At 65.2% G+C, this 22,342-nt stretch carries 24 protein-coding genes and 1 tRNA gene; 8 read left to right on the top strand and 17 right to left on the bottom strand.

Features of this window, described 5'->3' with window-relative positions; translation table 11 throughout:
* Window positions 1-75 precede the first annotated feature (75 nt).
* From MLE64_RS07325 to MLE64_RS15740, 3 genes are all read right to left on the bottom strand, one after another.
* Window positions 76-1,260, bottom strand: coding sequence for a hypothetical protein (locus MLE64_RS07325; RefSeq protein ID WP_243317117.1), 1,185 nt, complete (start codon window positions 1,258-1,260; stop codon window positions 76-78).
* A gap of 321 nt (window positions 1,261-1,581) precedes the next feature.
* Window positions 1,582-1,875 (bottom strand): hypothetical protein, encoded by a 294-nt coding sequence (locus MLE64_RS07320; protein WP_243317116.1) that lies wholly within the window; start codon window positions 1,873-1,875, stop codon window positions 1,582-1,584.
* A complete protein-coding gene (locus MLE64_RS15740) occupies window positions 1,872-2,522 on the bottom strand; it encodes a c-type cytochrome (protein ID WP_279342965.1) in 651 nt (216 codons plus the stop codon). The genes MLE64_RS07320 and MLE64_RS15740 overlap by 4 nt, the downstream gene beginning before the upstream one ends.
* 276 nt (window positions 2,523-2,798) lie before the next feature.
* On the opposite strand from MLE64_RS15740, the gene MLE64_RS07310 reads away from it, so the two are divergent.
* The 6 genes from MLE64_RS07310 to MLE64_RS07285 all read left to right on the top strand — a co-directional run bounded on the left by MLE64_RS07310 (window position 2,799) and on the right by MLE64_RS07285 (window position 9,680).
* The gene (locus tag MLE64_RS07310; RefSeq protein ID WP_243317115.1) at window positions 2,799-4,616 is read left to right on the top strand and encodes a CHASE2 domain-containing protein; all 1,818 of its coding nucleotides are present in this window, start codon (window positions 2,799-2,801) and stop codon (window positions 4,614-4,616) included.
* Between the two features lie 7 nt (window positions 4,617-4,623).
* Window positions 4,624-6,012 (top strand): sigma-54-dependent transcriptional regulator, encoded by a 1,389-nt coding sequence (locus MLE64_RS07305; RefSeq protein ID WP_243317113.1) that lies wholly within the window; start codon window positions 4,624-4,626, stop codon window positions 6,010-6,012.
* Complete coding sequence (locus tag MLE64_RS07300) at window positions 6,009-6,692, top strand: FecR domain-containing protein (RefSeq protein ID WP_243317112.1); 684 nt, start codon at window positions 6,009-6,011, stop codon at window positions 6,690-6,692. Before MLE64_RS07305 ends, MLE64_RS07300 begins: the two co-directional genes overlap by 4 nt.
* 172 nt (window positions 6,693-6,864) lie before the next feature.
* The gene (locus MLE64_RS07295; protein ID WP_243317111.1) at window positions 6,865-8,298 is read left to right on the top strand and encodes a DUF5666 domain-containing protein; all 1,434 of its coding nucleotides are present in this window, start codon (window positions 6,865-6,867) and stop codon (window positions 8,296-8,298) included.
* 192 nt (window positions 8,299-8,490) lie between these two features.
* Window positions 8,491-8,925 carry a hypothetical protein gene (locus MLE64_RS07290; RefSeq protein ID WP_243317110.1) on the top strand — a complete coding sequence of 145 codons (435 nt, stop codon included), beginning with the start codon at window positions 8,491-8,493 and terminating at the stop codon, window positions 8,923-8,925.
* Between the two features lie 404 nt (window positions 8,926-9,329).
* Window positions 9,330-9,680 (top strand): hypothetical protein, encoded by a 351-nt coding sequence (locus MLE64_RS07285; protein ID WP_243317109.1) that lies wholly within the window; start codon window positions 9,330-9,332, stop codon window positions 9,678-9,680.
* A 97-nt stretch (window positions 9,681-9,777) separates the two neighbouring features.
* Here the strand turns inward: MLE64_RS07285 and MLE64_RS07280 are convergent, their stop codons facing one another.
* The 12 genes from MLE64_RS07280 to MLE64_RS07230 all read right to left on the bottom strand — a co-directional run bounded on the left by MLE64_RS07280 (window position 9,778) and on the right by MLE64_RS07230 (window position 19,424).
* Complete coding sequence (locus MLE64_RS07280) at window positions 9,778-11,046, bottom strand: type II restriction endonuclease (protein ID WP_243317108.1); 1,269 nt, start codon at window positions 11,044-11,046, stop codon at window positions 9,778-9,780.
* 59 nt (window positions 11,047-11,105) lie between these two features.
* Complete coding sequence (locus MLE64_RS07275; RefSeq protein WP_243317107.1) at window positions 11,106-12,503, bottom strand: sensor histidine kinase; 1,398 nt, start codon at window positions 12,501-12,503, stop codon at window positions 11,106-11,108.
* 2 nt (window positions 12,504-12,505) lie between these two features.
* Window positions 12,506-13,189 (bottom strand): response regulator transcription factor, encoded by a 684-nt coding sequence (locus MLE64_RS07270; RefSeq protein WP_243317106.1) that lies wholly within the window; start codon window positions 13,187-13,189, stop codon window positions 12,506-12,508.
* A gap of 289 nt (window positions 13,190-13,478) precedes the next feature.
* Window positions 13,479-13,553: transfer RNA gene (locus tag MLE64_RS07265), tRNA-Val, on the bottom strand.
* Between the two features lie 60 nt (window positions 13,554-13,613).
* A complete protein-coding gene (locus MLE64_RS07260; protein ID WP_243287699.1) occupies window positions 13,614-13,772 on the bottom strand; it encodes a hypothetical protein in 159 nt (52 codons plus the stop codon).
* 85 nt (window positions 13,773-13,857) lie between these two features.
* A complete protein-coding gene (locus MLE64_RS15735) occupies window positions 13,858-13,980 on the bottom strand; it encodes a hypothetical protein (RefSeq protein ID WP_279341194.1) in 123 nt (40 codons plus the stop codon).
* A 91-nt stretch (window positions 13,981-14,071) separates the two neighbouring features.
* A complete protein-coding gene (gene glmS, locus MLE64_RS07255; RefSeq protein ID WP_243317105.1) occupies window positions 14,072-15,904 on the bottom strand; it encodes a glutamine--fructose-6-phosphate transaminase (isomerizing) in 1,833 nt (610 codons plus the stop codon).
* A 128-nt stretch (window positions 15,905-16,032) separates the two neighbouring features.
* Window positions 16,033-16,920 carry a FliA/WhiG family RNA polymerase sigma factor gene (locus MLE64_RS07250; RefSeq protein WP_243317103.1) on the bottom strand — a complete coding sequence of 296 codons (888 nt, stop codon included), beginning with the start codon at window positions 16,918-16,920 and terminating at the stop codon, window positions 16,033-16,035.
* A 14-nt stretch (window positions 16,921-16,934) separates the two neighbouring features.
* Window positions 16,935-17,804: a MinD/ParA family protein gene (locus tag MLE64_RS07245; RefSeq protein WP_243317102.1), complete on the bottom strand. Its 870-nt coding sequence runs from the start codon at window positions 17,802-17,804 to the stop codon at window positions 16,935-16,937.
* A 193-nt stretch (window positions 17,805-17,997) separates the two neighbouring features.
* Entirely contained in the window at window positions 17,998-18,369 is a 372-nt protein-coding gene (locus MLE64_RS07240; protein ID WP_243317101.1) for a YraN family protein, read from the bottom strand.
* Window positions 18,356-18,847, bottom strand: coding sequence for a GNAT family N-acetyltransferase (locus MLE64_RS07235; protein WP_243317100.1), 492 nt, complete (start codon window positions 18,845-18,847; stop codon window positions 18,356-18,358). Before MLE64_RS07235 ends, MLE64_RS07240 begins: the two co-directional genes overlap by 14 nt.
* A gap of 7 nt (window positions 18,848-18,854) precedes the next feature.
* On the bottom strand, window positions 18,855-19,424 hold the full coding sequence (locus tag MLE64_RS07230; protein WP_243317099.1) for a hypothetical protein: 570 nt from the start codon (window positions 19,422-19,424) through the stop codon (window positions 18,855-18,857).
* Between the two features lie 57 nt (window positions 19,425-19,481).
* On the opposite strand from MLE64_RS07230, the gene MLE64_RS07225 reads away from it, so the two are divergent.
* A complete protein-coding gene (locus MLE64_RS07225) occupies window positions 19,482-19,652 on the top strand; it encodes a hypothetical protein (RefSeq protein ID WP_243317098.1) in 171 nt (56 codons plus the stop codon).
* A 4-nt stretch (window positions 19,653-19,656) separates the two neighbouring features.
* Here MLE64_RS07225 and MLE64_RS07220 read toward each other — a convergent pair whose 3' ends face one another.
* Both MLE64_RS07220 and MLE64_RS07215 read right to left on the bottom strand, forming a co-directional pair.
* A complete protein-coding gene (locus MLE64_RS07220; RefSeq protein ID WP_243317097.1) occupies window positions 19,657-20,295 on the bottom strand; it encodes a 3'-5' exonuclease in 639 nt (212 codons plus the stop codon).
* Complete coding sequence (locus MLE64_RS07215; protein ID WP_243317096.1) at window positions 20,292-20,714, bottom strand: hypothetical protein; 423 nt, start codon at window positions 20,712-20,714, stop codon at window positions 20,292-20,294. Before MLE64_RS07215 ends, MLE64_RS07220 begins: the two co-directional genes overlap by 4 nt.
* A gap of 225 nt (window positions 20,715-20,939) precedes the next feature.
* Here MLE64_RS07215 and MLE64_RS07210 point away from each other — a divergent pair, with 225 nt between their 5' ends.
* Window positions 20,940-22,313, top strand: coding sequence for a cytochrome c3 family protein (locus MLE64_RS07210; protein WP_243317095.1), 1,374 nt, complete (start codon window positions 20,940-20,942; stop codon window positions 22,311-22,313).
* The last annotated feature ends 29 nt before the right edge of the window (window positions 22,314-22,342 follow it).

The following is a 22,342-nucleotide window of genomic DNA, read 5'->3' as shown; positions in this document are numbered from 1 at the left end:
GAGCCTGGTACGCACTGGGGAGCATAAGAGAGGGGGGCCCCGGAAACCAGGGCCCCCGCAACGTGAGGTAGAGGATCAGAAGGCAATGATCAGATCGGCGATGAGCTGATCGTTGTTGGGGGTGATCCCATCCTTGTAGGTGGTGCGAGAGGCCTGTACCGTCCAGCGGCCACCGGCCTTTGCGCTCGAGAAAGCGAAGCCGTTGAGCCCCAGCGTTTTCATGGACTGGTCTTTGGTCGTGTCCGACTTGTCGGGCCGCACAAAGTCGTACCGCCCGAAGATGCCGAAGGTGGGAGCGAGGTTCACGTCGCAGAGCGCGAAATAGCCGGCGTTCTTGGCATCGGTCCCGCTCACATCCACTTGATGCCTTCCTTCGAAGTAGGCGCCCATCAAACGCCAATCGTCACGGATGAACCGGAAGAGAGCCCCGTTCCGGTAAAAGTTGTCGGTGAAGAGCGGCGTGCCGGGGTTGGCCGGATCTAGAACAGGATTCTGTCCATCCAGTCGGAATAGCGCGATGCCCGAAGCGTTGTCATCAAATCGGTAGAGAGCCGACGCATAGGTATCCTTGTGGTTCGTGGGGCTGGGGCCCGACAGGGTCGCTCCTGTCGCGTCCGTCGTGGGCGTCAGCGTGTCCAGGACACCGGCCGCGAGCTCAAGACGGCTCCAGTTCAGTTTCACGTCCACTCCCCGCCCAAAGGCATCCAGGGTGAAAGGGGAGGTGGTCGTCATAGGGGTCGAAAGCACGAGCGGCGCCCCGAGAGCACTGCCCGCTCCGAGGCCGAAGTCCCGGAGGATCTCAGGATTCAGCTGGCCTCCTCGGATCTGGAGAAAGGCCGATTTGCTGATAGGAAGGTTGTACTGGATGAATGCTTCTTCCATGCCGTCAGAGGGGGTGGCGCCCGTGTTGAAGTGGTACATCAGGGTGTAGCTGAACCGCTCCGAGAGAGCCCCTCCAGAGACAATCTGGATATCAGGCTGGGAGGTCTGAGTGGAGGGCTTGGCTCCTTTCACGGCCTGGGCGCTGGCGTCCACCGTGATGGATGCGTAGGTGTCGAGGCGCTGAGTGGCCGCATCGTATGAGGTCGGGTCAAGGCGTGCCCCGTTCCTTTGGAATTCCAGCCCCATAGAAGTGAGTTGAAGCGTGGGCACGGCATGGCAGTCCGCGCAGGACATGCCGGTCAGGCGCGCCCACGCAGGCACAGCGAGCATTGGAAGCCCGCTGCCGAGCAGCAGGAGAAGGGTTCGAACCAGTTTCATGTACGGCTCCAATGAGGGGGGGACCAGGAAGCCTCGGGGTCGCCCCCGAGATTGGTGGCCTGATGGTCATCAAACCGACTTGAAGCCTGGAATCCGAAGATGAAGGCTTGGTGAAAAGCTCTAAGGAATTTGAGTGGTATTGGTCACATCAAGGATTCGAACCTGAAGCGAAGGTGAAATGCCTGCTAGGCAGGCCGAAGGCCGAAGCGCTTTGCCGCACTTCCCATGTGGCTGAGTCATCTTGGTCGCTGAGACCCTATTCGGACCCTATCTAATTGTAATTTCAAGATATGGTTGGTCTTGAGCCCCCTGCGGGTAGCCTCACCGCAGCGTCGGGATCTTAACGGTTTCCGCTGTGTGATCATCCTCGGCAAGAATGACCACGACCCTCATGCCGGGCTTCACCTGGTCGGCGCCTACCATCTCGTTGCCTCGCATGATCATGGTGCTTTTGGCTAGGGGAATAGCCTGCGTCTTCCCGTTCTTGAGGGTCAGTTCGATCCGGGCGTTGTCCATGGCCTTCACGGTGCCCATGAGCGATTTATGGGTATGCGCCTGGAGGAAGGCCGGGATGGTGAGCAGGGTGGTGCAGAGAAGAAGGGATGGCTTCGTCATCGGTGCTCCTTTCGAGCGGTGGGTGTGGGGGTGCCCCCGACAGTGGGAGCCTCCGTCCCATTGAGGAAATCGTCTTCAGCCTTGGCCTCTTGACGCTCCATGGGTGAGATCGGATTCATGGTCCGCATCTGGTCGAGCTCTTCCTGCGTGGCCATGGGCAGGTGCCGAATGAAGAGGACAAGTTTCCAGGACTGCTCGTCCCCGGCACTGGAGTTGTCGCCCCAGGCGGGCATGCCCGTCAGGCGGACCCCGTTCTTGATGATGGAGAACAGTTCCCCGTCGTTTAAACCCTGGGTGGCCGCGGCGGTCATGTCCGGGGCCTTGGGGTAAAGGTTCCGACCGATCTCGGTCATGCCCTTTCCATCATTGCCATGGCATAGGGCACAGTGGTCCGCCCAGTGCATTCGTCCTTCTTCCAGCGCCACCGCGCTAAGGGGAACGGGATTCGCGAGATTACGGGCCGCTCTTGGCGTAGCCGCATGCCGAAGGGCCCTGGCCAAAATCGATTCTGCCGCGGTCGGTTGGTCGCGAGCACTGATCCCGTGAACGACGATCCATGAGAGGCAGCACGCCCCAAGGGCCACGAGCAGCACCAGGGCACCCAGGGCAAATGAGTGTCGACGCAGAAAGGTGGTCAAACGATTCATCGCGAAAACCAAGGACGAGATCCTCCGACGAAGGCGTGGACGCCTCCAGAATTCTGATTGGAGGACAGTATCGTCCCGAAGGATTAGGGGAAGATTAGAGTTGGACTGAAACTTGGGCTGAAGAGCCACCCGGAGACTGGGGAAATCCTGGAGGTAGTGGACCCGATAAGATCCTTGTTGAACGGCAGGTTGCACCATCCGCACCCCCCGGAACTTTTCTTGTCCACGGAGGCAGGGGGTTTTGTTCCGTGGATTGATTTGGGGCCAGTCGGTCCGATGCGCCAGAATCCAGACTGCCTCCGACCCACTTGGGTTCTTGGCGGATTTTCAGGAGGGGGTCCCCTGAGGTTGCTCTGGCCCACATTGGCTGCCGTGCTGACTCTCGCACTAGAACTCTCGGGCTTGCTCACGCCCTGGGAATGGCTGCTTCGTGACACCCTTCTCCGCCTTTCCCCCGAGCGCCCAGCTTCTGGGGTCGCGCTGGTTCTTATCGACGAAACCGCGCTGAGGTCAGAGGGCCCATGGCCCTGGGACCGGACGAAGCTCTCTCGATTGGTTTCAGGGATCTACGCCGCCGGTGCCAAGGGTGTGGCCGTGGATCTGCTCCTGCCCGAAGGCCGGGCGGGCGATGAGGCCCTGGCGCAGGCGCTCGCCGAGGGACCCTCTGTGCTCGCTGCGGGGGTGGATGATTCGGGGCACGGACTCTGGCCAGCCCCGCTTCTTCGGCAGACGGAGACGGGCCATGTCGGATTCGACCTGGACCAGGATGGCGTGGTCCGGCACTTCGCAGCCACCCGAGAGGTGGATGGGCATGCCCTTCTCGCCTTCCCCCTAGCCGCCGCCCGACTCGGCGATCCGGGCCTCCTGGTCCCCGTGGGCCTCACCCTGTTCCCGGCGTTCAAGGCTCGCACCGTTCCTACAGTCTATGCCGGCGCCCTGATGGCCAAGAATCCCTCGCCCCTGCTTCGAGGGCGCATCGTCTTCGTTGGCGTCAGTGCTGCGGGTCTGGGTGACCGAGTCATCACGCCTGTCACGCGTCGGGGGGCCACTGAACCTGGTGTGCTCGTGGAGGCCCAGGCGACGGAAGCCATCCTTTCGAAAGACCTGCTTCGTCCCGCATCTCCGCTTCTCAATGCAGCCCTGGCCTTCAGCCTTGCCTGGTTAGGCGCTCTCCTCGCTTCGGTAGCCAGAAGGGCCCTTCCGGCTCTGGCGCTGGTTTTCATCCTGGCTCCCTTGCCCTTATCCGCAGGCTCGCTCCATGCGCTTCATCTGGAACTAGCGCCTCTGGCCATGGCGGTGGCCCTTGGGATTACGGGTGGTGCCACGGTCTGGGACCACTTCCGAAAAAGCCGCCTGTCTGCGGCCGAGGCGCGTCACCGAATCACCGAACTGGAGGCCCTGCAGAGCCATCTCGCAGAAACTCAGAAGCAGGAGGCGGAGGCCCGAAGGGTGGTGGCCCACGAACTGAAGACCCCCCTCACCTCCGTCCGGGGACTGGCGCAGCTCTTGGCCCAGTTCGACCTCTCCGAGGCCGAACGGGCGCGGGTGGCTGGCATGGTGGTGTCTGAGGCCTCACGCCTCGCGCAGATGGTGGACGCTCTGCTGGATCTGGAACGCCTCCGGCTTCGTGACTACCGCGGTGATGCTCACCGTCTGGATCTTTCATCCCTATGTGAAGCGCGGGTCGCCTATTTGAAGGCGGGAACAGACAGGCCCTTCGAGGCGCACACTGCTCCAGGATTGCAGGTCCTGGGGGACGAGGGTCTGCTGGCGCGGGTGTTGGAGAACCTCGTGTCCAACGCGCTCAAGTTCTCCCCAGAGGGCGCGCCCGTGAGGGTTGGCCTCACGGCCGAGAGGGGACAGGCTCTTCTTGAAGTGGAGGATCAGGGTCCCGGCATTCCTGAGACTGAACGGGAGCGGATCTTCGGGCGCTTCGCCCGTGGGAGCACCCAGGGACTGGCACCTGGTCTGGGCCTTGGATTAGCTCTGGTAGCCGAGGTGGTGGCATGGCACCGTGGCACCGTGGTCGTGGTAGCGGGACGTCAGGGGGGCAGCCGGTTCGAGGTCAGGCTTCCCCTAGCAAGTGCCGATTAAGGGGGACATGGCGGAGATTCTGGTAGTGGACGACGACCTGGCCATCCGCGAGATGGTGGCGATGGCGTTGGAGAAGAGGGGATACCGCGTAATGCGGGCTGAGGGACTGACGCCGGCTGTGGCCGCTCTTCGGGACCGACGGCCGGACCTCGTCGTGAGCGACATCTACATGCCCGGGGGCACCGGGCTGGATCTCCTGAAGGCGCTCCAGGCCTTCGACGATCCCCCGCCCCTGATCCTGATGACCGCCAAAGGTACCATCGAGACCACGGCGCAGGCCCTGAAGGAAGGCGCCTTCGACTACCTGGCCAAGCCCTTCGACCTGGAGGTGATGCTGGCACGGGTGGAGGCCGCCCTCGCCGGGCGGCCAGCGATCCCAGTGCGAATCGAGGAGGATCCCGCCAGCATGATCGTGGGATCCGCCCCTGCCCTTGTCGCGGTCTACAAGGCCATCGGGAAGGTCGCGCCCATGCGGGTTCCCGTCCTCGTCCTCGGCGAGACCGGAACGGGCAAGGAACTGGTGGCCCAGGCGCTGCACCGCTTTGGATCGCACCCGGCGGGTCCCTTCATTCCCGTGCATTGCGGGGCGATCCCCGACACGCTCATCGAGAGCGAGTTGTTCGGCCACCGGCGCGGGGCCTTCACGGACGCTCACCGGGATCGGAAGGGGGTCCTGGCCCAGGCCCACGGCGGCACGGTGTTCCTCGACGAGATCGGAGAAATCTCGCCGGTCTTCCAGGTGAAGCTGCTGCGCTTCCTGGAGGACGGCATCGTCCAACCCCTTGGAGCAGAGAAGGGGGAGCCCGTGCAGGTGCGGGTGGTGGCCGCCACCCACCGCGACCTGAGGGCCATGGTGGAGGCCGGCGCCTTCCGGGAGGATCTCTTCTACCGGCTTGCAGGCTACGAGATCCGCATCCCACCCTTGCGTGAGCGGATCGAGGACCTGCCTGCCCTGGTGGCTCACTTCCAAGACCGGTTCCGCAGGGACCTGGGCCTGCCGGATCCGGGAGTTCCCTCGCCGACCGTGCTGGAGGTCCTGGCCGCCCACCCCTGGCCGGGCAACGTGCGGGAACTGGGCCACGTGGTGCGCCGGGTCCTCATCGAGGCCGGCACCCTGGGGGATCCAGCCCCCGTGCGACGGATCCTGGGGTCCTCGCTTCCCGAGGTTTTCCCGGCGCTGGCGTCTCCGGTCCCCGGCACGCCCCTGCGTTTTCCCGAGCCCTTCCTCCCCCTCGACGAGCTGGAGCGGCTGTACCTCCTGACCGTGCTCACGCGCTGTGGCGGGAACAAGACCGAGGCGGCGCGGATCCTGGGCATCGAACGGAAGACTCTGGCACGGAAGTTGAAACGGCCCGATGCTCCCGAAGTTGAAGATCCTGAAGGCGACGAACCATGAAACTCCTGCTGGCCCCCCTGACCTTCCTCCTGCTCCAGGTTCCCGCCCCGGCGCCCGCAGCTTTCACCTACCGGTTCGAGTCGGTCCAACACACGGTGCTGCGATGGCCCGGGGGCGACTCCCACCGCGAGGTGAAGGCCGCGGCCGGAGATCCGGCCGACGCGGGGGATATGGTGAAGACGGGCTGGTGGGGCCGCGCCGTGATCGCTGTGCCCGAGCGGGCCTCCCGGTTCGAGGTCTCCGGCAGCACCCAGGTCCGACTGGCCAGTGGCGAGCCGGGCGTCCTCATCGTCTTGGACCAGGGCCGACTCAAGGCCGTCTTCGACGCGCTGGCCGGGCCGCCGGTGGAGCGGCAGGTGGCCGTTCCCGGGGCCCTGCTGGCGGTCCGTGGCACACGCTACGGCGTGGAGGTGGACAAGGCCGGGAAGACGGTCCTGGCGGTCTTCAAGGGCGTGGTGGAGGTGATGCCCCGAACCCCGCAGGCGGCGAGTGTCTTCGTGAAGGCGGGTGAGTGGTCCACCTTCGGACCGGGGCTGCTGCCCAAGGTGGCGCCGATGCCCGAACGCGGATTCGACGAGCGGGGATGGGACCATGGCATGGGCATGGATGGGCTCATGGGCACGGGCACCATGCCCGCCGGCGGCATGCGCCCGGGCGCCATGCCCGGACCCATGCACTGAATCCGATCCGGGTCACCCCGACCCGCCCTGGACCAGAACGGCCCGACCCTACCAGCGAGAATCGGGTCAAGACGACCCGGAAGGCATGGAAATCCATAGGAAAACCGTTGGCACGGTCCTTGAGCTGTCCTTCTCCGAGTGGCGCGATCGCTGCGAACCCCTGGAGGATGAAATGGCTTTCCGAAATCTGAACAAAGTGGCCGCGGGCGGACTGGTCCTGGCGGGCGCGCTGGGGTTCGTCGCCTGTGGTGGCGGCAGCAACGCCGGGGGCTCCACCGCCTCCGCGCCCACCCCCTCGGCGACCCCCATGCAGGTGAGCCTTGGCGATGCGCCGGCGGACTGGATCATGGCCTTCGGCATGACGGTGAATTCCATCACCCTCACCAATTCGGCCGGCGCCACCGTGAACGTGATGCCAGCCTCCGCGGCCACGGAGATGATGCAGTTGATGGCCACGGTCCAGCCGGTCTCGACCCTCAGCGTGCCCCAGGGGACCTATACCCAGGCGAAGGTGACGGTCTCTTCCGTTTCCATGGGCTACATGGATCCCGTGTCCCACGCCTACACCCAGAAGACCATGGCCGGCCCCTTCACCGCCACCGTGCCCTTCAGCCCGTCCATGACCGTGGGGACCGCGCCTGCGGCGCTGAACTTCGACATGAACATGGCCTCCTCCGTCACCATCGACGGCTCGGGGAATGTCACCTTCAGCCCCGCCATGACCGCCGCGATGGCCACGGTGTCCGGAACCTCCGCGAACCCCTGGCAGGGTGGCATGCAGCACCAGGTGGGCAGCGTCTCCAGCATCTCCGGATCCACCTTCACCATGGGCTCCATGATGGGATTGCCGTCCGCCACGTTCACCACGAACGGCAACACCCAGTTCCCCGCCACTGGCCTTCCGGGCATGAACATGATGACCTCCGGGATGATGGTGGCCGTGGACGCCAGCCTGCAGGCCGACGGAACCTACCTCGCCCAGCGGGTCGAGTACATGGGCGTGGGATCCACCGGGGGCATGGGCGGGGGCCTGATCACCTCCATCACGGGTAATCCGCCCACCCAGCTCACTCTGGCCGCCAATGCGGGCCAGGGTGGCGGAATGATGGCCTCCTCCATCGCCGGCAATCTCATCATCTCCCTGCCAGCCACCGTGCCCTACAGCATCGACACGGATGGTGTGAACCTCACTGGGCTGCCCTTCGCGCCCTCGTTCGACGCCGGGAGCCTGGTCAAGGGCCAGCGGGTGAATGTGGTGAGCGCCACCGGCATGATGAGTGGCAGCGGTGGCATGGGCGGCGGCATGACGGGCACCCTCGGCACGCTCACCGCCAGCCAGGTGCAGTTGGAGCCTCAGGCTCTCCATGGCACCGTGTCCGCCTACACCGCCGGCGGCTCCCTGACGACCTTCACGCTGAACCTTCCTTCGGATTCCGCCTTCACCACCCTGACGGGTGTCACCACGGTGCAGGTCTACCAACAGGCAGGCACGCAGGCGATGGGAACGACCGCGGTCGCCAATGGCGCCGACGTCCAGGCCCGCGGGCTCCTCTTCTACGATGCCGGCACCTACAAGTTGGTGGTGGGCTGGCTGGCGGCCCACTAACCCCAACGTTCCCATGGATCCAGACCGGCGCGGCCCCGCCCCTTCGGATGGGGCCGCGCTGACCTCCGGGTTTCCCCTTTCCTCCGTCAAGGCGCGCCCCACACTGGACCCACCTCAGGGGCTGCCCAGGTATTTTCCCTCCCAACCATCATCCCTTCTCAACCACCACACACCTAATCCAGGAGGATCTCCATGTCCCGCACCACCCGATTCCTGAGCACCTCCGCCTTCCTGGCCTTCACCACCGGGGCCGCCATGGCCCAGATGGCTGGTGGAGGCATGAACGGTGGCACCTCATCCGGCAGCATGATGACCGGCCAGATGGGTGCCCAGATGATGGGCAGCCAGATGATGACCGCTGAAATGATGCACGGCATGGCCGGCACCATGACCCAGATGCACCAGATCATGGAGACGATGGCCGGTGCCATGGGCCCGGCCATGGACATGAAGACGATGTCGGGGATGTCCACTGTGATGGATGACATGGCCGCGATGATGAAGGACATGGCCGCCCGCATGCGCGCCGGGCAGATGGACGAGGCCATGCTGAAGCGCATGAACACTCGCATGGCCGACATGGCCAAGACCGCGGAGGGCTTCCGGCCCAAGGGAGCCTCGAAGTGATCTCCCATCCAAGCCGTTCGTTCTATCGGCTTCTACTGGCGATAGGGCTGGCCGCTCTGCCGTCGATGGCCCACGCCGGCGATCCCGCTCTATACCTTGAGGGAGGCCTGGGAGCTAAGCAAGGCGACTTCGGTTCCCCAACACTCAGCCGTCTAGGACTCGCCTACGGGACCATCGGCTACGCCAGTGACCGGTTCGATGTGAACCTCAGTGTGCCCTACCTCCGGCTCCAGACAAGCGGCGGGGGTCAGGATGCCACGGCCAATGGGCTGGGGGATGTCCTTGTCCGGGGGATCCGACGCCTCGTTCCTGAGACGGAATCAGGTTTCTCCCTAGATGGCGCCCTTGCCGTCAAGTTCCCCACCGCCGACCAAGCTAAAGGCCTCGGGACCGGCCAGCTCGACGTGGGCGGATTCCTTGGCCTCCACCAGCGGTGGGACCAGATCCAGGCCACCTTAATTGGCGGCTGGATCCAAGGCCAGCCGGGCAGTGCCCTGTCGAACGCCGCGACCGCCAACGGGGTCTACACGGCCGGCTTCGGCCTCACCTACCTGGCGGCGCGGGGACGTTACTCCGTGGCCTACGAGGCCCGCGGGACCCAGTACGCCGGGGTCCCGGCCCCCCGGGAGGTCTCCCTGGGCATATTCCGAATGGTCACGGATCGCTTGGCCATCCGAGGGTCGTTCATCGCGGGCCTCAACGATGGAGGCCCCAGAACGAGCGTTGGAGTCGGCATCGTGTACTGGCCCAAATAGCGTGCGAAACAGGGAGAGTTCTCAGAATGATTGCGTGGAAGGTCAAGGAGGCGGACGACACAATCACCAGAAAGAAGCAGCTTCCCACCGAATGGTTTCAGAAGCGGCGAGCAATGCGATCGAGCACTGTTTGGTCGCTTCCGAACCTGCACAGAGCGTCACAATGGGCCTCAAGATCGGTGAACGTGATGAGCGCCGGTCTATTGGCCAACTGACGGAAAGCGGGGCGCAGCAGTTGGGCCCTGACCTCGCCCTCCCGCCCATCTGGCGCGATGAGAAACAAGCTAGGTCCGAGGTCTGAGAGCGATTGGCTCAAGTCCTGCAAACGGAGGATGCCGGAGTAGATGGATGTGCTCTTCTCCACTTCGAACGCCGAAACCACGCGGCTCTCATGGAGCCAGAGCACGTCGATCAGCTCCACAGTGTTGAGCACCTCCGAACTCAGCCCCAGAGGTGGAAGGGTCGTCAAAGCACCTTCTCCGAGTCTGCCGCCGTCATGGCAATTCGGAGCCTGGCGGTCATTACGTGCGATCCATACCTGGTATCCCAGAGCCTGGCCAACTTTCATGAGATGAGCCTGCATCCGGGCGTGGAGGGAGGACTCCTTGGCGTCATCCAGGACTTCCTGGTGCCGTTTCTCCAGAGTCTTTCGCAGTTTCTTCTCTTCGAAGGCAAGGGCCGTCTCTACATTGGAATCCATGGAGATCTTGCCGATGCCGAGGTCGAACAGAAATCCTGATACGGCACCCAGGTCTTTGGAGAACCGATCAGCAAATCGCCTGTTGAGAGCCTGAATGCCTTCCCGCATGACCAGGTAGTCTCGCCATGAGCCAAGTTTCAAGGTGCTTCCAGTGAGGGCATTGAAACCGTTCAGGATGGCCGTATTGAAGGGAGGCATCAGCGTGGGGTGGAGAAAGTAGAGGAGGTTGGCAGCAGCCGGCCCCATGCCCTTGATCTTCAGCCCATCCAGTCGATGGATGGCGTCCAGGATTTGATCTTCCCGGCCAGCTTTGAAGGCCTCATCCAGGAATCTGGCGAAACCGAGCTGGTTCTCCCGGTGCTCGTAGATGTCCGGGATCCGGAGCTTCGGCTTCCAGTAGAAAGCATGGGCCGCCCCCTGAAAGACCTGTTTCTGCTCCGTCACGGCGGCCATCACGAATTCCAGGCTGGACCCGCGGTAGTCGCAAGGAAACACTCCCCTGAAGATGTCCTCAACCACTGTTTGAATGCCCCGCCGAATGATCCGGAAGGCTTTCAAACGATCCTCGCCCAGAAACCATGTGTGGTAGACAGACTCTGGATCAGCGCGGTACCTGCCAACAACTTCTTCTAGGGCGGAGGCTGTCTCGGCATTGACGAGTTCCATGAATGACCTCTTTCGACCTGTGGACTTTGCTATCTAATCGGTGTTGTAGAGAGGGTCCGTCAACTTGGACGGTGGCCGAATCGAACAGTGAACACGGCGCCTCCCTCCGGTCGGTTTGCCGCAAGGATCTCAGCACCATGAATACTTGAGATCCAGGCCGCGATCGCCAATCCCAGTCCTGTCCCAGGTAACCTGGCGTTGGATCGGGCTGGGTCGGATCTGAAGAATCGATCGAAGACTTTCTCCAGATCCCCTGGGGGGATCCCAGGACCGGAGTCTGAAATGGTCAGGTTGGCTTCTCCATCAGCGATACCAACCCGTGCAATGATTTCTCCGCGAGACGGGGTGAACTTCAGGGCATTTCCCAACAGGTTACCGATCATCAAGTGAAGCCATCGCTCATTCCCTATGATGGTGACTGCCTCGGTGGATCGGACCTGCAAATCGATACCTGAAGCTTCCGCCTGTTCCCAAAAGGCCTCGACTTGGGCAGCCAAAATCTGGTCGAGTCTCACCGGCTCCATGTTTACGACGAGCCGCCCAGAATCTGCTCGGGCCAGAAGAAGAAGGTCTTCAACGATGCCATTCAGGCGGTCGACCTCGATCCCGAGGGTCTTGAGGGTGGCCTCATGCTCCTCTGGGGTGTGGTGCCGCTTCAGAGTGATGTCGATGGCATTTCGCATAGTCGCCAACGGGGTTCTGAGCTCATGAGAGGCATCCGCGGTAAACCTTTTCATGGATTCGAAAGAGGCATCCAGGCGACCAAACATGCGGTTTAGGGTTTCCACCAGGCGCCCGATCTCAGAGTCCTTGCCCGGATGGGGGAGGCGCCGATGGAGGCTGCTGGCCTCAATCTCCTGGGCCAGGTCCGTGATCCGCTCCACAGGCGCGAGTGCCTTCCCGGCAAGCCAATAGCCTCCGAGACTGGACGCGAAAACTCCGATAGGTGCGAGGATCAGGAGGCCCATACGTAAGGCTTTCAGGGTTTCCTTGATGTCGCCCATGTCTTCGACAACGCGGATGACTCCCCTCCGTCCAGAACGGACCTGATAGGGAAGGGAGAGAACCCGCCAGAAGGCGCCGTCTCTTTCCAAAGCTTCAAACTGCAGTGTCGTCGGGTGTTTGAGGGGAAGCTCGGTCAGGACCGGCTCAAGTGGACTTCCGCTGAGTTCTGGCGAGTCAAAAAACACTTGCCGCTCTCCCTGGCTCTCGTGGATGAGGGCCAGCTTCCCGACCTTTCCGAGCTGTTCGATTTGGCGGTCAGTCAGGACATGGCAGTCGTCTGTCTCATCGATGATTTTCAGGATGGTGTATGCGCTGGCACGAAGCGGCTCGTCATGGTGGTGCAGCAGGTGGTGATGAACCACGGCGTAGAGCAGAGCGCCGAACACGAGCAAAACCGTGGCCAGAGCGAGGCTGTACCAGGCGGTCAGTCGAAAGCGGAGTGTGCCGGTCATTTTCACGGGGCGGGCTCCCGGAGCACATATCCCGCCCCACGGATGGTATGGATGAGCTTGACCGGGTGACCATGGTCCACCTTCTTGCGAAGGTAGTTCACATACACATCGACCAGATTGGATCCACCGTCGTAATCGTAATCGGAAGCCCAGACGTGATCCAAGATCATGGCCCTGGTCAGCACCAGGCCCTTCCGACGGGCTAGGAATTCGAGCAGGGCAAACTCCCGGGAGGACAGGTCGATTGCCTTGCCTCCACGGCGGACCTCCCGGGTCCCCAGATCGATTTCCAGATCCGCGATCCGAAGCCGACTCTGAGGTTCCACTGCGGGCCGACGGGTGATCGCCCGCAGACGCGCCATCAGTTCCTTGAAGGCAAACGGTTTCGGGAGGTAGTCATCTGCCCCCAAATCCAATCCCCGGACACGATCGTCCAGCCCGCTCCTGGCTGTGAGCATCAGGACGGGCACCTTGGATCCCTCAGCCCTTATCCGTCGCAGCAGTTCGAACCCGTTCCGCCCGGGTAGCATGACATCGAGAACCACCGCATCGTAACTGCCGGATAGGGCCATCTCCTGGCCACGAAGGCCGTTCTCGGCCCACTCGACAGCAATTCCCTCCTCCCGCAGCCCTCGTCGGAGGACCTCCGCTAGCCTGGATTCGTCTTCCACGATGAGGATCTTCAAAATGGCGCCCTCTCACTTCCATCTCTAAGGATGGTGAGAGCCCAGGGATAGATCGGGCAACTTACAATTAGGTGTGGTGCCGGCTGGGGCGGGGAATCTGGATCCTCGTGGGCGGCAATGGATCGTTCATTCTGAATACCTGCGTTGAGCCGCAAACCTGACGCATTTGTGCGTCTTGATCCGTCCTGGTTCAAACCACGGGTTTTGCTGATGGTTTGCTGATGGTTGCGGATTGAGTCATAGAAACGAAAAGCCCGAACTTTTAAGTTCGGGCATCTCTTGTTTTAGCTGGTTGGCGCGGGCGGTCTCGAACCGCCGACCCCTACCGTGTCAAGGTAGTGCTCTACCCCTGAGCTACGCGCCAGCGCGAAGCTCTATCTTAGCGGAACGGGGGCGGCTGTCGAGCCTCCAGGCGGGGCGGGGGTCAGCTGTTCCAGTACCAGAGCAGCAGGGCGGCCAGGGTGCCGAGGATCACCAGGGTCCATTCGGCGGCGTAGGGATGATCCAAGGTGAACCGGGCGAGGGGCACCTGGGGGTGAAAGTGGGGATGGCCATGAGGATGGGGGTGGGCGTGGGTGGTCATGGGAACCTCCGATCCTGAGGACCACGGTCCATACCCAACATCGGTCGCGAACCAGCCCAGCGCCATCCAAACCCCCGGGAAAGGGTCAATGGTGAACGTGGGTGGCCGGCCAGAAGAGCCAAGCGAACAGGGCCCCGATCAGGATCAGCAGCCAATCGATCGAGGGGTCGTGCGTGAAGTCGTGGCGGCGGAGGAAGTGGGCGGCCATGGCAGCCTCCATCCAGGGGACACCCGTCCACAGTTGAGGATGGGTCCGGGCCTTGGCGGGCGCTGTGACTTTCCTGGAACTTCGGGTCCGGCTATTCGACCGTTACGCTCTTGGCCAGGTTCCTCGGCTGGTCCACGTCGCAGCCGCGCAGCACCGCGATGTGATAGGCCAGGAGCTGGAGGGGCACTGCGTAGACGATGGGTGCCAGCCAGGGGTGGACGGCGGGCAGCTCCAGGACGTCCTCGGCGATGCCGGACAGGCCCGTGTCGCCCTCGGTGACCAGGGCCAGGATGCGGCCGTCGCGGGCGGCGGCCTCCTGGAGGTTGCTGAGGGTCTTCTCCCGGTGGGCGTCGTGGGGCATGAGGGCCACCACGGGCAGGGTCTTGTCGATGAGGGCGATGGGGCCGTGCTTCATCTCGCCGGCCGGGTAGCCCTCGGCGTGGATGTAGGAGATCTCCTTCAGCTTCAACGCTCCTTCCAGGGCGATCGGATAGCAGGGACCGCGGCCCAGGTAGAGGAAGTCCGTGGCGTCCTTCCAGCGCTGGGCCCACTGGATGATCTGGGGCTCCAGGCTGTTGAGGCGCTCCAGGTGGGCGGGCAGCTCCCGCAGGCCCTGGAGCAGCTCCGCCTTGAGCACGGCATCCACGGTGCCCTTGGCTTCGCCCAGTTTCAGGGCCAGCAGGGTGAGCACGGCGAGCTGGGTGGTGAAGGCCTTGGTGGAAGCCACGCCGATCTCCGGGCCCGCATGGGTCAGGATGGTGGCTTCGGCCTGGCGGGTGGCGGTGGAGCCCATGACGTTGCACACCGCCAGGGTGCGGGCGCCGCGGGCGGCGGCCTCCTTCATGGCGGCCAGGGTGTCGGCGGTCTCGCCGCTCTGGGTGATGCCGATGAGGAGCGTGCCCGGCTGGATCACGGGCTCGCGGTAGCGGTACTCGCTGGCGTAGTCCACTTCCACGGCCACGCGGCTCAGCTGCTCGATGAGGAACTTGCCCACCAGGCCCGAGTGCCAGCTGGTGCCGCAGGCCACGATGTGGATGCGGTTGAGGTCCGCCAGCTCCTGGGCGCTGAAGGGCAGGTCCAGGGGGATGGCCTCGGCGTCCAGGGGGAGGCGGTTCAGCAGGGTGTTCGAGAGGGCCTGGGGCTGCTCGAAGATCTCCTTCTGCATGAAGTGCTTGTGTCCGCCCTTCTCGGCGGCGATGGGATCGTAGGGGATGGTGTGGACGGGGCGGTGCGCCTCGCTGCCGTCCAGGCGGAAGATGCGGGCGCCCTCGCGGGTCAGCTCCACCAGATCGCCATCCTCCAGGAAGATCACGCGGCGGGTATGGGGCAGGAGGGGCACCACGTCCGAGGCCAGGAACGTCTCGCCCTCGCCCAGGCCCAGCACCAACGGGGGGCCGCTGCGGGCGGCGAGGATGCGGTCCTGGTCCGAGGCCTGGAGGCAGGCCAGGGCGTAGATGCCCCGCATGCGGCCCACGGCCTCGCGGAAGGCCTCGGGAAAGCTCATGCCGTGCTTCATCAGGTGGGACACCATGACGGGGAAGCACTCGGTATCCGTCTCGGAGCGGAAGGTCTCGCCGGCGGCCTTCAGCTCGGCCCGCAGTTCCAGGAAGTTCTCGAAGATGCCGTTGTGGACGGCCACCACCTGCCCGTCGCCGCTGCGGTGGGGATGGGCGTTCTCCTCCGTGGGCCGGCCGTGGGTGGCCCAGCGGGTGTGGCCGATGCCCAGGGGCGTGGGATCCGACAGATCCACCTTCTGCGCGAGGTTGGCCAGCTTGCCCGAGGCCCGGATGACGCGGAAGCCATCCTTGGGGTCCGACAGGGCCACGCCCGCGCTGTCATAGCCCCGGTATTCCAGGCTCCTCAGGCCGTTCACCAGGATGCCCGCCGCGCCCTGCTGGCCGATGTATCCGACGATGCCGCACATGCCGACCTCCGTTCTTGTCCGCGTTCACCTTAGCGCGCACGGTCACCCGGACCAATGTGGTGGGAGGGCCACGGGCTGCGGTGGGACGGGGACCACAGGCTGTGGCGCCGGCGCCACGCCGGGCGCCGTCACCCCCGGATCTGCTTCTCCAGCAGCTTGCTGCGGAGCTGCAGCATGGCCTTGGTGTGCAGCTGGGAGACCCGGGATTCCGTGATATTCAGGAGGATCCCGATCTCCTTCATGGTCAGCTCATCGAAGTAGTAGAGCTGGACCACGAACTTCTCCTTCTTGGGACGCCCCTCGATGGCCGACTGGAGGATGTCCTTGATCTCCGCGGTCTGGAAGACCTGATGGGGGTCCTCCGCGTCCGGATCCGGCACGAAGCTGATGAGGCTTTCGCCTTCGCCGTCCTCCCCCGCCTCCACGAAGGTGCCGAGGGTGACGCCCTTGAGCTCATCCAGGTTCTTGTGCAACTCGTCGAGAGGGATGCCCAGGTGGCGCGCCACCTCCTCGTCCGAGGCCGCCCGGCCCTTCTGCTGTTCGATGAGCCGGTAGGCGGTCTCGATGTCCTTCTTCTTCCGCCGGAGGCTGCGGGGCACCCAGTCCAGGTCCCGCAGGCCGTCCAGGATGGCGCCCTTGATCCGCAGCTCGGCGTAGGTCTTGAACTTGATGTTGCGGGTGGGCTCGAACTTCTCAATGGCATCCATCAAGCCCAGGATGCCGCTGTTGATGAGGTCGTCCAGCTCCACGTGGGAGGGCAGGCGCGAGGCGATGCGGTGGGCCACGAACTTCACCAGGGGCACGTAGTCCTTGATGATCTGCTCGCGGTTGTTCCGGTCGAAGGGTTCGGATTCGCCGTCGTCCTCGGCGGGGGCGGATTCGGCTTCCTTCGCCCGCTCGCTGGCCGCCAGCAGGGCCGCCCAGGGGCGGAGGGCGGCCGGAGCCGCCGACACGGCATGCGCCAGTTCATCTCCAGTCGATGGACCGGAATCGAAGGGCTCATGGTCAGGACTCACGACCATCCAGGTTCCTAGGGAGCGTCACCGGGCGCGGGCAGCTTCCAGAATGCCGCAAAGTCATCGACCTGCAAGGACGTTTGGCTCAGCAGTTGCCGGACGATGACGGCGAAGGCCCGGGCGGCGGGACAGTCCGGGAAGAGCTCCACCACGCCCCGCTGCTGGCGAACCGCCTGGAGGATGTGGGGATCGTGGGGGATCATGCCCAGCACCTGGAGCCGCTTGCCCAGGAACCGTTCCGTGGCCTCCTGGAGCTGGTCGATGGTCTCCCGGGCCTCGTCGGCGCTGTGGCCGTTGTTCACCAGCAGCCACAGCGGTTTCGAAGGCTCGCGCAGGTGCAGCACCTTCACCATGGCGTAGGCGTCCACCAGGCTGGTGGGCTCGGGCGTGGCCACGAGGATGACCTCCTGGGCCGCCAGGAGCAGCTTGAGGACCGATTCGTGGATGCCGGCGGCCGTGTCGATCAGCAGCCAATCCACCGTCTCCGCCACCCGCTGGAGGCCCTGGACCAGGCGCAGCTCGCTCAGGGTGTCGAGGCGGGTCAGCTCCTGGAGGCCGCTGCCTGTGGGCAGAATCTGCACGCCCATCGGTCCCTCGACGAGGATCTCCTCCAGCACCTTCTCGCCGCGCAACACATGCTCAAGCGTGTATTTAGGTGAGAGGCCCAGGAGGATGTCCAGGTTGGAGAGGCCGAAATTGGCATCCATGACCACCACCCGCTGGCCCTGCCGGGCCAAGGTCATGGCCATGCCGGCGGTGACGTTGCTTTTTCCCACCCCGCCCTTGCCGGAGGTGATGGCCACGACCCGGGCGGCGAACATGGGCGCCTCATTCCCCTGGCCCAGAGGAAGGCTGCGGAGCCGGGGAACCGGGTGGTCGCTCATGCGGACGCCCCGGCCTGCTTCGGCGGGAGGCCGAAGGGGGCTGAGCCCGGCCGACGGGCCGAGCGGGCCCGTGATGGAAGCAGACAGTCCTGGAAGGTCAACATACCGACACCCGGTGGGTGTGGGGCGAGGGTTGTGCCACGCGGAGCCGGCTCCGGGACCGGTCGGCCGGGGACGAGGGTTCCGGGTGGCCTCAGGGGCGGAGCTTGAGGGCGTCCCAGCGTTCCGGGGGATGGAAGCGGCACCGCAGGCCGGCCCAGCTCACCCGCTGGAAGGTGACCCGCCCGGGCCAGGGCACCCGGTCGAGCCAGGCGCGGAAGGCCCGCTGGAGACGGAGGCGCTGCTCGGGCTCCAGGGCCGTGTCGGCGCCCACCCAGGCGCCGGGGCGCCGGGCCTTCACCTCCAGCAGGCGCAGCTCCGGCCCGCGGCTCAGGAGCAGGTCCAGTTCATAGCGGCCGAGCTTCTGCCGCCAGGCCACCAGGTCCCAGCCCCGGGCCCAGAGCAGCCAGAGCGTCAGCCGTTCGGCCCGCAGGCCCAGGCGCCGGGCCGCCTCACCGCGACGCACGGAGGAGGTCCAAGGTGTAGAACACGGTATCCACGGCCATGCGAGGGAAGTCCAGGGGCAGTTCCTCCGGCTCCACGCGCCGGAACCCGTTGCGCTCGTAGAAACGGTGGGCGGCGCCCATGTGGGGGAGGGTGCCCAGCCAGAGGCCCGGGAGGGCGTGGTTCCTGGCGTGGTCGAGCGCGGTGTCGAGGAGGGCCTGGGCCAGCCCGCTGCCGCGATGGTCCCTGCGGAGGAACATCTTCCGCAGGGCGCCTCCGCTTCCGAAATCGATGAGGCCGAGCGTCCCCACCACATGGCCCTCCGCGAGGCCCACCCAGAATCCACCCCGGCCCACTTGGTAGACCTCGGGGATCCGCGCCAGGTCCGGCTGGTCCCGGGCGGTGATGGGCACGCCGAACTCGATCTGCTGGATGGGGAGGATCAGGTCGAGCACCTGGTCCTCGAGGTCCGGCTGGAAGGGCTGGATCAGGAAGGACATGGCGCTGCTACTCGTCCCGACGGGGCAGCAGCAGGCTGCGCTGGACGCGCTCGAGGTTGCCGTGGAGGCGCACGATCTTCCAGGCGAGGATCATGGCGTAGCCCAGCCAGACCCAGAGGATGCGGGGATCCACGGGCGTGCGCTTGAGCACCTCCGTGCCCAGGTCCAGGCGCAGGCCCTGGAGGAACCAGGTGACGGCCCCGAAGGCGATGATGAGGTGCCCCCAGCGGATCCAGAAGGGGCGCAGCCCCTCCTTCACCTTCCAGCGCAGGAGCAGCCAGCGGTCGAAGCGCTCGCTCTTCTCCTCGGCGAAGTGCAGGGCCAGGAGCTGGTCCACCAGGGGCGCGTAGCGGTGGACCTTCAGCTCCTGGACCTCCTCCTCGCCGTTCAGCTTGCGGAGGAAGGCGCTGCGGATCTTCCCGATGCATTCCTCCCAGGGCGCCTCTTCCCGGTGGAGGGAGAGGTGCAGGCGCACCAGCCCCACCCAGAGCAGGGCCTGGGCCAGCAGCACGGCCCACAGGGACCAGCCCTGCCAGCCCTGGGTGCGGACGAGATCGAGGAAGCGGGTGAGATCCATGCGGGGAGTGTACCGCTATCCTTCGGGAGCCGGCCCGGGGGCCGGAGGGAGGCTTCCATGCCGGAGGATCTGAAGACGGCGTCGGCCTGGGCCAAGGATCTGGGCGTGCCCGAGAAGAAGCTCAAGGAGGCCTTCAAGGCCGCCGGCATCGCACCCGACGCCAAGAAGGGGGTCTGCGCCTACTACGCCAAGGCCTCCGCCGAGAAGGCGAAGAAGATCATCCCGTAGCGCGTCAGACCTTGTTCCAGGCCACTTCGCCGGCTGCGAGGAAGGCCTCGCCGTCCATGCCCCGGTCCTCGGCGCGCTGCAGCAGGTGCTGGAGGACTTCGGCGGTGGCCTCGGCGTCCTGGAGGGCGCGGTGGGCGCGGGTGTTGGTGATGCCCAGGAACTCGCAGAGCTCCGCCAGGCTCCGCCGGGGCAGCTCGGGGATGAGCTTCTTGGCCAGCAGGCGCGTGCAGACGAGGCGGTGGCGCCGCCAGATGCCCTCGGGCAGCCAGGCCTTGAGGAAGCTGCCGTCGTAGGGCGCGTGGTGGGCCACCCAGACGCGGCCTTCCAGCCTCGGCGCCAGCTTCAGGGCCACCTGCTCCCAGGGGGGCGCGCCCGCCAGCATGGGCAGGCTGATGCCCGTGAGGCGCTGGATCTCCTCCGGCAGGAAGCCCTGGATGGCGGCCAGGCTGGAGAAGCGGTCCTCCACCACCGGGCCCGAGAGACGCACCATGCCCACCTCGGTGATCTCCGAGGGCTGGATGAACCGCCCGTCCTTACCCCAGCGAGCCTTGGGGCTTCCGCCCGTGGTCTCCAGGTCCAGCACCGCGAAGCGCAGCTCCCGCAGCGCGGGCGAGCTGGTCTCGAGGAGGGCCTCCTGGGTCATGCGCTGACCAGCGTCTTCAGGCCGTCCTTGAAGAGCACGTCCACCTTGCGGCCCATGCGCCGCTGGACGCGCCCCAGGCCGAAGGCGGGATGGTCCATCCAGGCGCCCTCCTCCCAGCGTTCGGCCACCGAGTAGGGCTGGGCCAGGGCGCCGCCCTGTTCGCGGGCCACGGCCTCCTGGAACTGGGCCACCAGCGAGCCGGGCCGGGGTCCGCCGACCTTGGCGGCCGCGGGGATCCGGGGGGCGCGGGGCAGGGGCTCCGGCTTGGCCGCGCGGAACTTGTGCACGGACCGGCAGTTTCCGCAGATGAGCTTGTCGGGGACGCCATTGGTCACGGTCAGGACCTGGTGGCGCGTCTCGCCGCCGCAGCGCCCGCAGGGGGCATCCACATCCTGGCCGGCGTAGTAGATCTTCGTCATGACACAAGACTAGCACCCGGGAAGCGGGACAGAACGAATGGGGCCGGGCCGGTAGGCCCAAGGTGCTAGGTGCGGTTCGATAGTTGTAACTATATAATAATATGTGATTTAAGTCATATGGCGCAGCCGTGACGCAGGTCGTACCGTCGGTCATCCCGGCGTCCGCGGCTTTTCGTTTCCTGGGCGTCCATCCCCATCACGCTCCACCTCTTCCTGGGAGGACCCATGACTCGGACTGCCTTCAAGACCCTCGCCGGCGCCGCGTCGGCCCTGGCGCTCGCAGGCCTCATCGCCGCCTGCGGCGGCTCGAAGCCGGACGCCCCGGCGACCTCCGCCGCGCCGACTCAGGAACAAAGAGCCCTGCCCAACCGGACCGGCTCCTCCGGGTACGTGGTGCTGGCCTGGAACGACCTCGGCATGCACTGCCTGAACCCCAGCTATGACGCCGCGGTGATCCTGCCCCCCTACAACACGGTGGTGGCCCAGGTGGTGAAGCGGGGCAACCCGCCCCAGCCCGTCACCTCCGGCGTCACGGTGAGCTACCGGATCCTCAACAACACCAAGTCCTCGACCAAGGGGAGCTTCGGGCAGTTCTGGACGAACATGCAGAAGCTGTTCGGCGTGTCCCTTCCCGCGGACAAGGGCCTCAACCTCGATGATCCGACCGTGAACAATGGCCTTTCCGGGACCATGCTGGCCAAGGGCGACCACTTCCTGGCCTCGGGCATCCCGCTGACGCCCATCGATGACAAGGGTGTGTGGAACCCCTATCAGGTGGGCGAGATCACGGTGAAGGACACCAGCGGCAAGGTGGTGGCCCAGACCACGACCACGGTGCCCACCTCGGATGAGATCAGCTGTTCGAAGTGCCACGGCAGCGATGCCCTGAACGAGGTGCTCCGGAAGCATGACGCGGCTCACGGCACCCAACTCTTCGCGAGCAAGCCTGTCCTGTGCGCCAGCTGCCACGGCAGTCCGGCCCTCGGCACTTCAGGGCCGGGCTCCTCGGGGATGTACCTCTCGCAGGCCGTGCACGGGTTCCACGCCACCCGCGGCGCCGCCTGCTACGACTGCCATCCCGGCGCCACCACCAAGTGCAACCGGAGCCTGGCCCACACCGCGGCCGACGGGAACTGCACGACCTGCCATGGGGACATGGCCAACGTGGCGAACACCATCAAGAGCGGCGCCCGGGTGCCCTGGGCCAGCGAGCCCAAGTGCGTGACCTGCCACAGCGGCGTCGCCGAGGTGGACACGGGTTCCGCGCTCTACCGGAACGCGCGGGGCCACGGCAATCTCTACTGTTCCGCCTGCCACGGCAGCCCCCACGCGATGGTGCCCACCTCCCAGCCTTCGGATAACGCCCAGGCCATCCAGTACCAGGGCAAGGCCAAGGCCATCGCCAGTTGCGCCGCCTGCCACAGCTCCAACCAGGGGGGCGGGTTCAGCGAATTCGCCCACAAGCACACCGCCGCGGGCGACAACCAGCCTTCCGCCTGCAACGTCTGCCACACAGGATTCCAGGATGTCACCCAGCAGGCCAAGTGGCCTCACCAGTTCCAGTGGAAGGCACGCGGGGGCTCGGGCGGCGGCAACTGAGCCGGTCCCTGGGGTACGTCACCGCCCTC

Source organism: Geothrix paludis (assembly GCF_022808815.1).
GTDB classification, from domain to species: domain Bacteria; phylum Acidobacteriota; class Holophagae; order Holophagales; family Holophagaceae; genus Geothrix; species Geothrix paludis.
The sequence above is the reverse complement of the archived record's forward strand: the minus strand, read 5'-3'. Positions and strand labels throughout refer to the sequence as shown.

Coding starts and splice junctions, on each gene's coding strand:
- MLE64_RS07325 (WP_243317117.1), bottom strand. CDS start 1,260: ATGAAACTGGTTCGAACCCTTCTCCTGCTGCTCGGCAGCGGGCTTCCA.
- MLE64_RS07320 (WP_243317116.1), bottom strand. CDS start 1,875: ATGACGAAGCCATCCCTTCTTCTCTGCACCACCCTGCTCACCATCCCG.
- MLE64_RS15740 (WP_279342965.1), bottom strand. CDS start 2,522: ATGAATCGTTTGACCACCTTTCTGCGTCGACACTCATTTGCCCTGGGT.
- MLE64_RS07310 (WP_243317115.1), top strand. CDS start 2,799: ATGCGCCAGAATCCAGACTGCCTCCGACCCACTTGGGTTCTTGGCGGA.
- MLE64_RS07305 (WP_243317113.1), top strand. CDS start 4,624: ATGGCGGAGATTCTGGTAGTGGACGACGACCTGGCCATCCGCGAGATG.
- MLE64_RS07300 (WP_243317112.1), top strand. CDS start 6,009: ATGAAACTCCTGCTGGCCCCCCTGACCTTCCTCCTGCTCCAGGTTCCC.
- MLE64_RS07295 (WP_243317111.1), top strand. CDS start 6,865: ATGGCTTTCCGAAATCTGAACAAAGTGGCCGCGGGCGGACTGGTCCTG.
- MLE64_RS07290 (WP_243317110.1), top strand. CDS start 8,491: ATGTCCCGCACCACCCGATTCCTGAGCACCTCCGCCTTCCTGGCCTTC.
- MLE64_RS07280 (WP_243317108.1), bottom strand. CDS start 11,046: ATGGAACTCGTCAATGCCGAGACAGCCTCCGCCCTAGAAGAAGTTGTT.
- MLE64_RS07275 (WP_243317107.1), bottom strand. CDS start 12,503: ATGACCGGCACACTCCGCTTTCGACTGACCGCCTGGTACAGCCTCGCT.
- MLE64_RS07260 (WP_243287699.1), bottom strand. CDS start 13,772: ATGACCACCCACGCCCACCCCCATCCTCATGGCCATCCCCACTTTCAC.
- MLE64_RS15735 (WP_279341194.1), bottom strand. CDS start 13,980: ATGGCCGCCCACTTCCTCCGCCGCCACGACTTCACGCACGACCCCTCG.
- glmS (WP_243317105.1), bottom strand. CDS start 15,904: ATGTGCGGCATCGTCGGATACATCGGCCAGCAGGGCGCGGCGGGCATC.
- MLE64_RS07245 (WP_243317102.1), bottom strand. CDS start 17,804: ATGAGCGACCACCCGGTTCCCCGGCTCCGCAGCCTTCCTCTGGGCCAG.
- MLE64_RS07235 (WP_243317100.1), bottom strand. CDS start 18,847: ATGTCCTTCCTGATCCAGCCCTTCCAGCCGGACCTCGAGGACCAGGTG.
- MLE64_RS07230 (WP_243317099.1), bottom strand. CDS start 19,424: ATGGATCTCACCCGCTTCCTCGATCTCGTCCGCACCCAGGGCTGGCAG.
- MLE64_RS07225 (WP_243317098.1), top strand. CDS start 19,482: ATGCCGGAGGATCTGAAGACGGCGTCGGCCTGGGCCAAGGATCTGGGC.
- MLE64_RS07220 (WP_243317097.1), bottom strand. CDS start 20,295: ATGACCCAGGAGGCCCTCCTCGAGACCAGCTCGCCCGCGCTGCGGGAG.
- MLE64_RS07215 (WP_243317096.1), bottom strand. CDS start 20,714: ATGACGAAGATCTACTACGCCGGCCAGGATGTGGATGCCCCCTGCGGG.
- MLE64_RS07210 (WP_243317095.1), top strand. CDS start 20,940: ATGACTCGGACTGCCTTCAAGACCCTCGCCGGCGCCGCGTCGGCCCTG.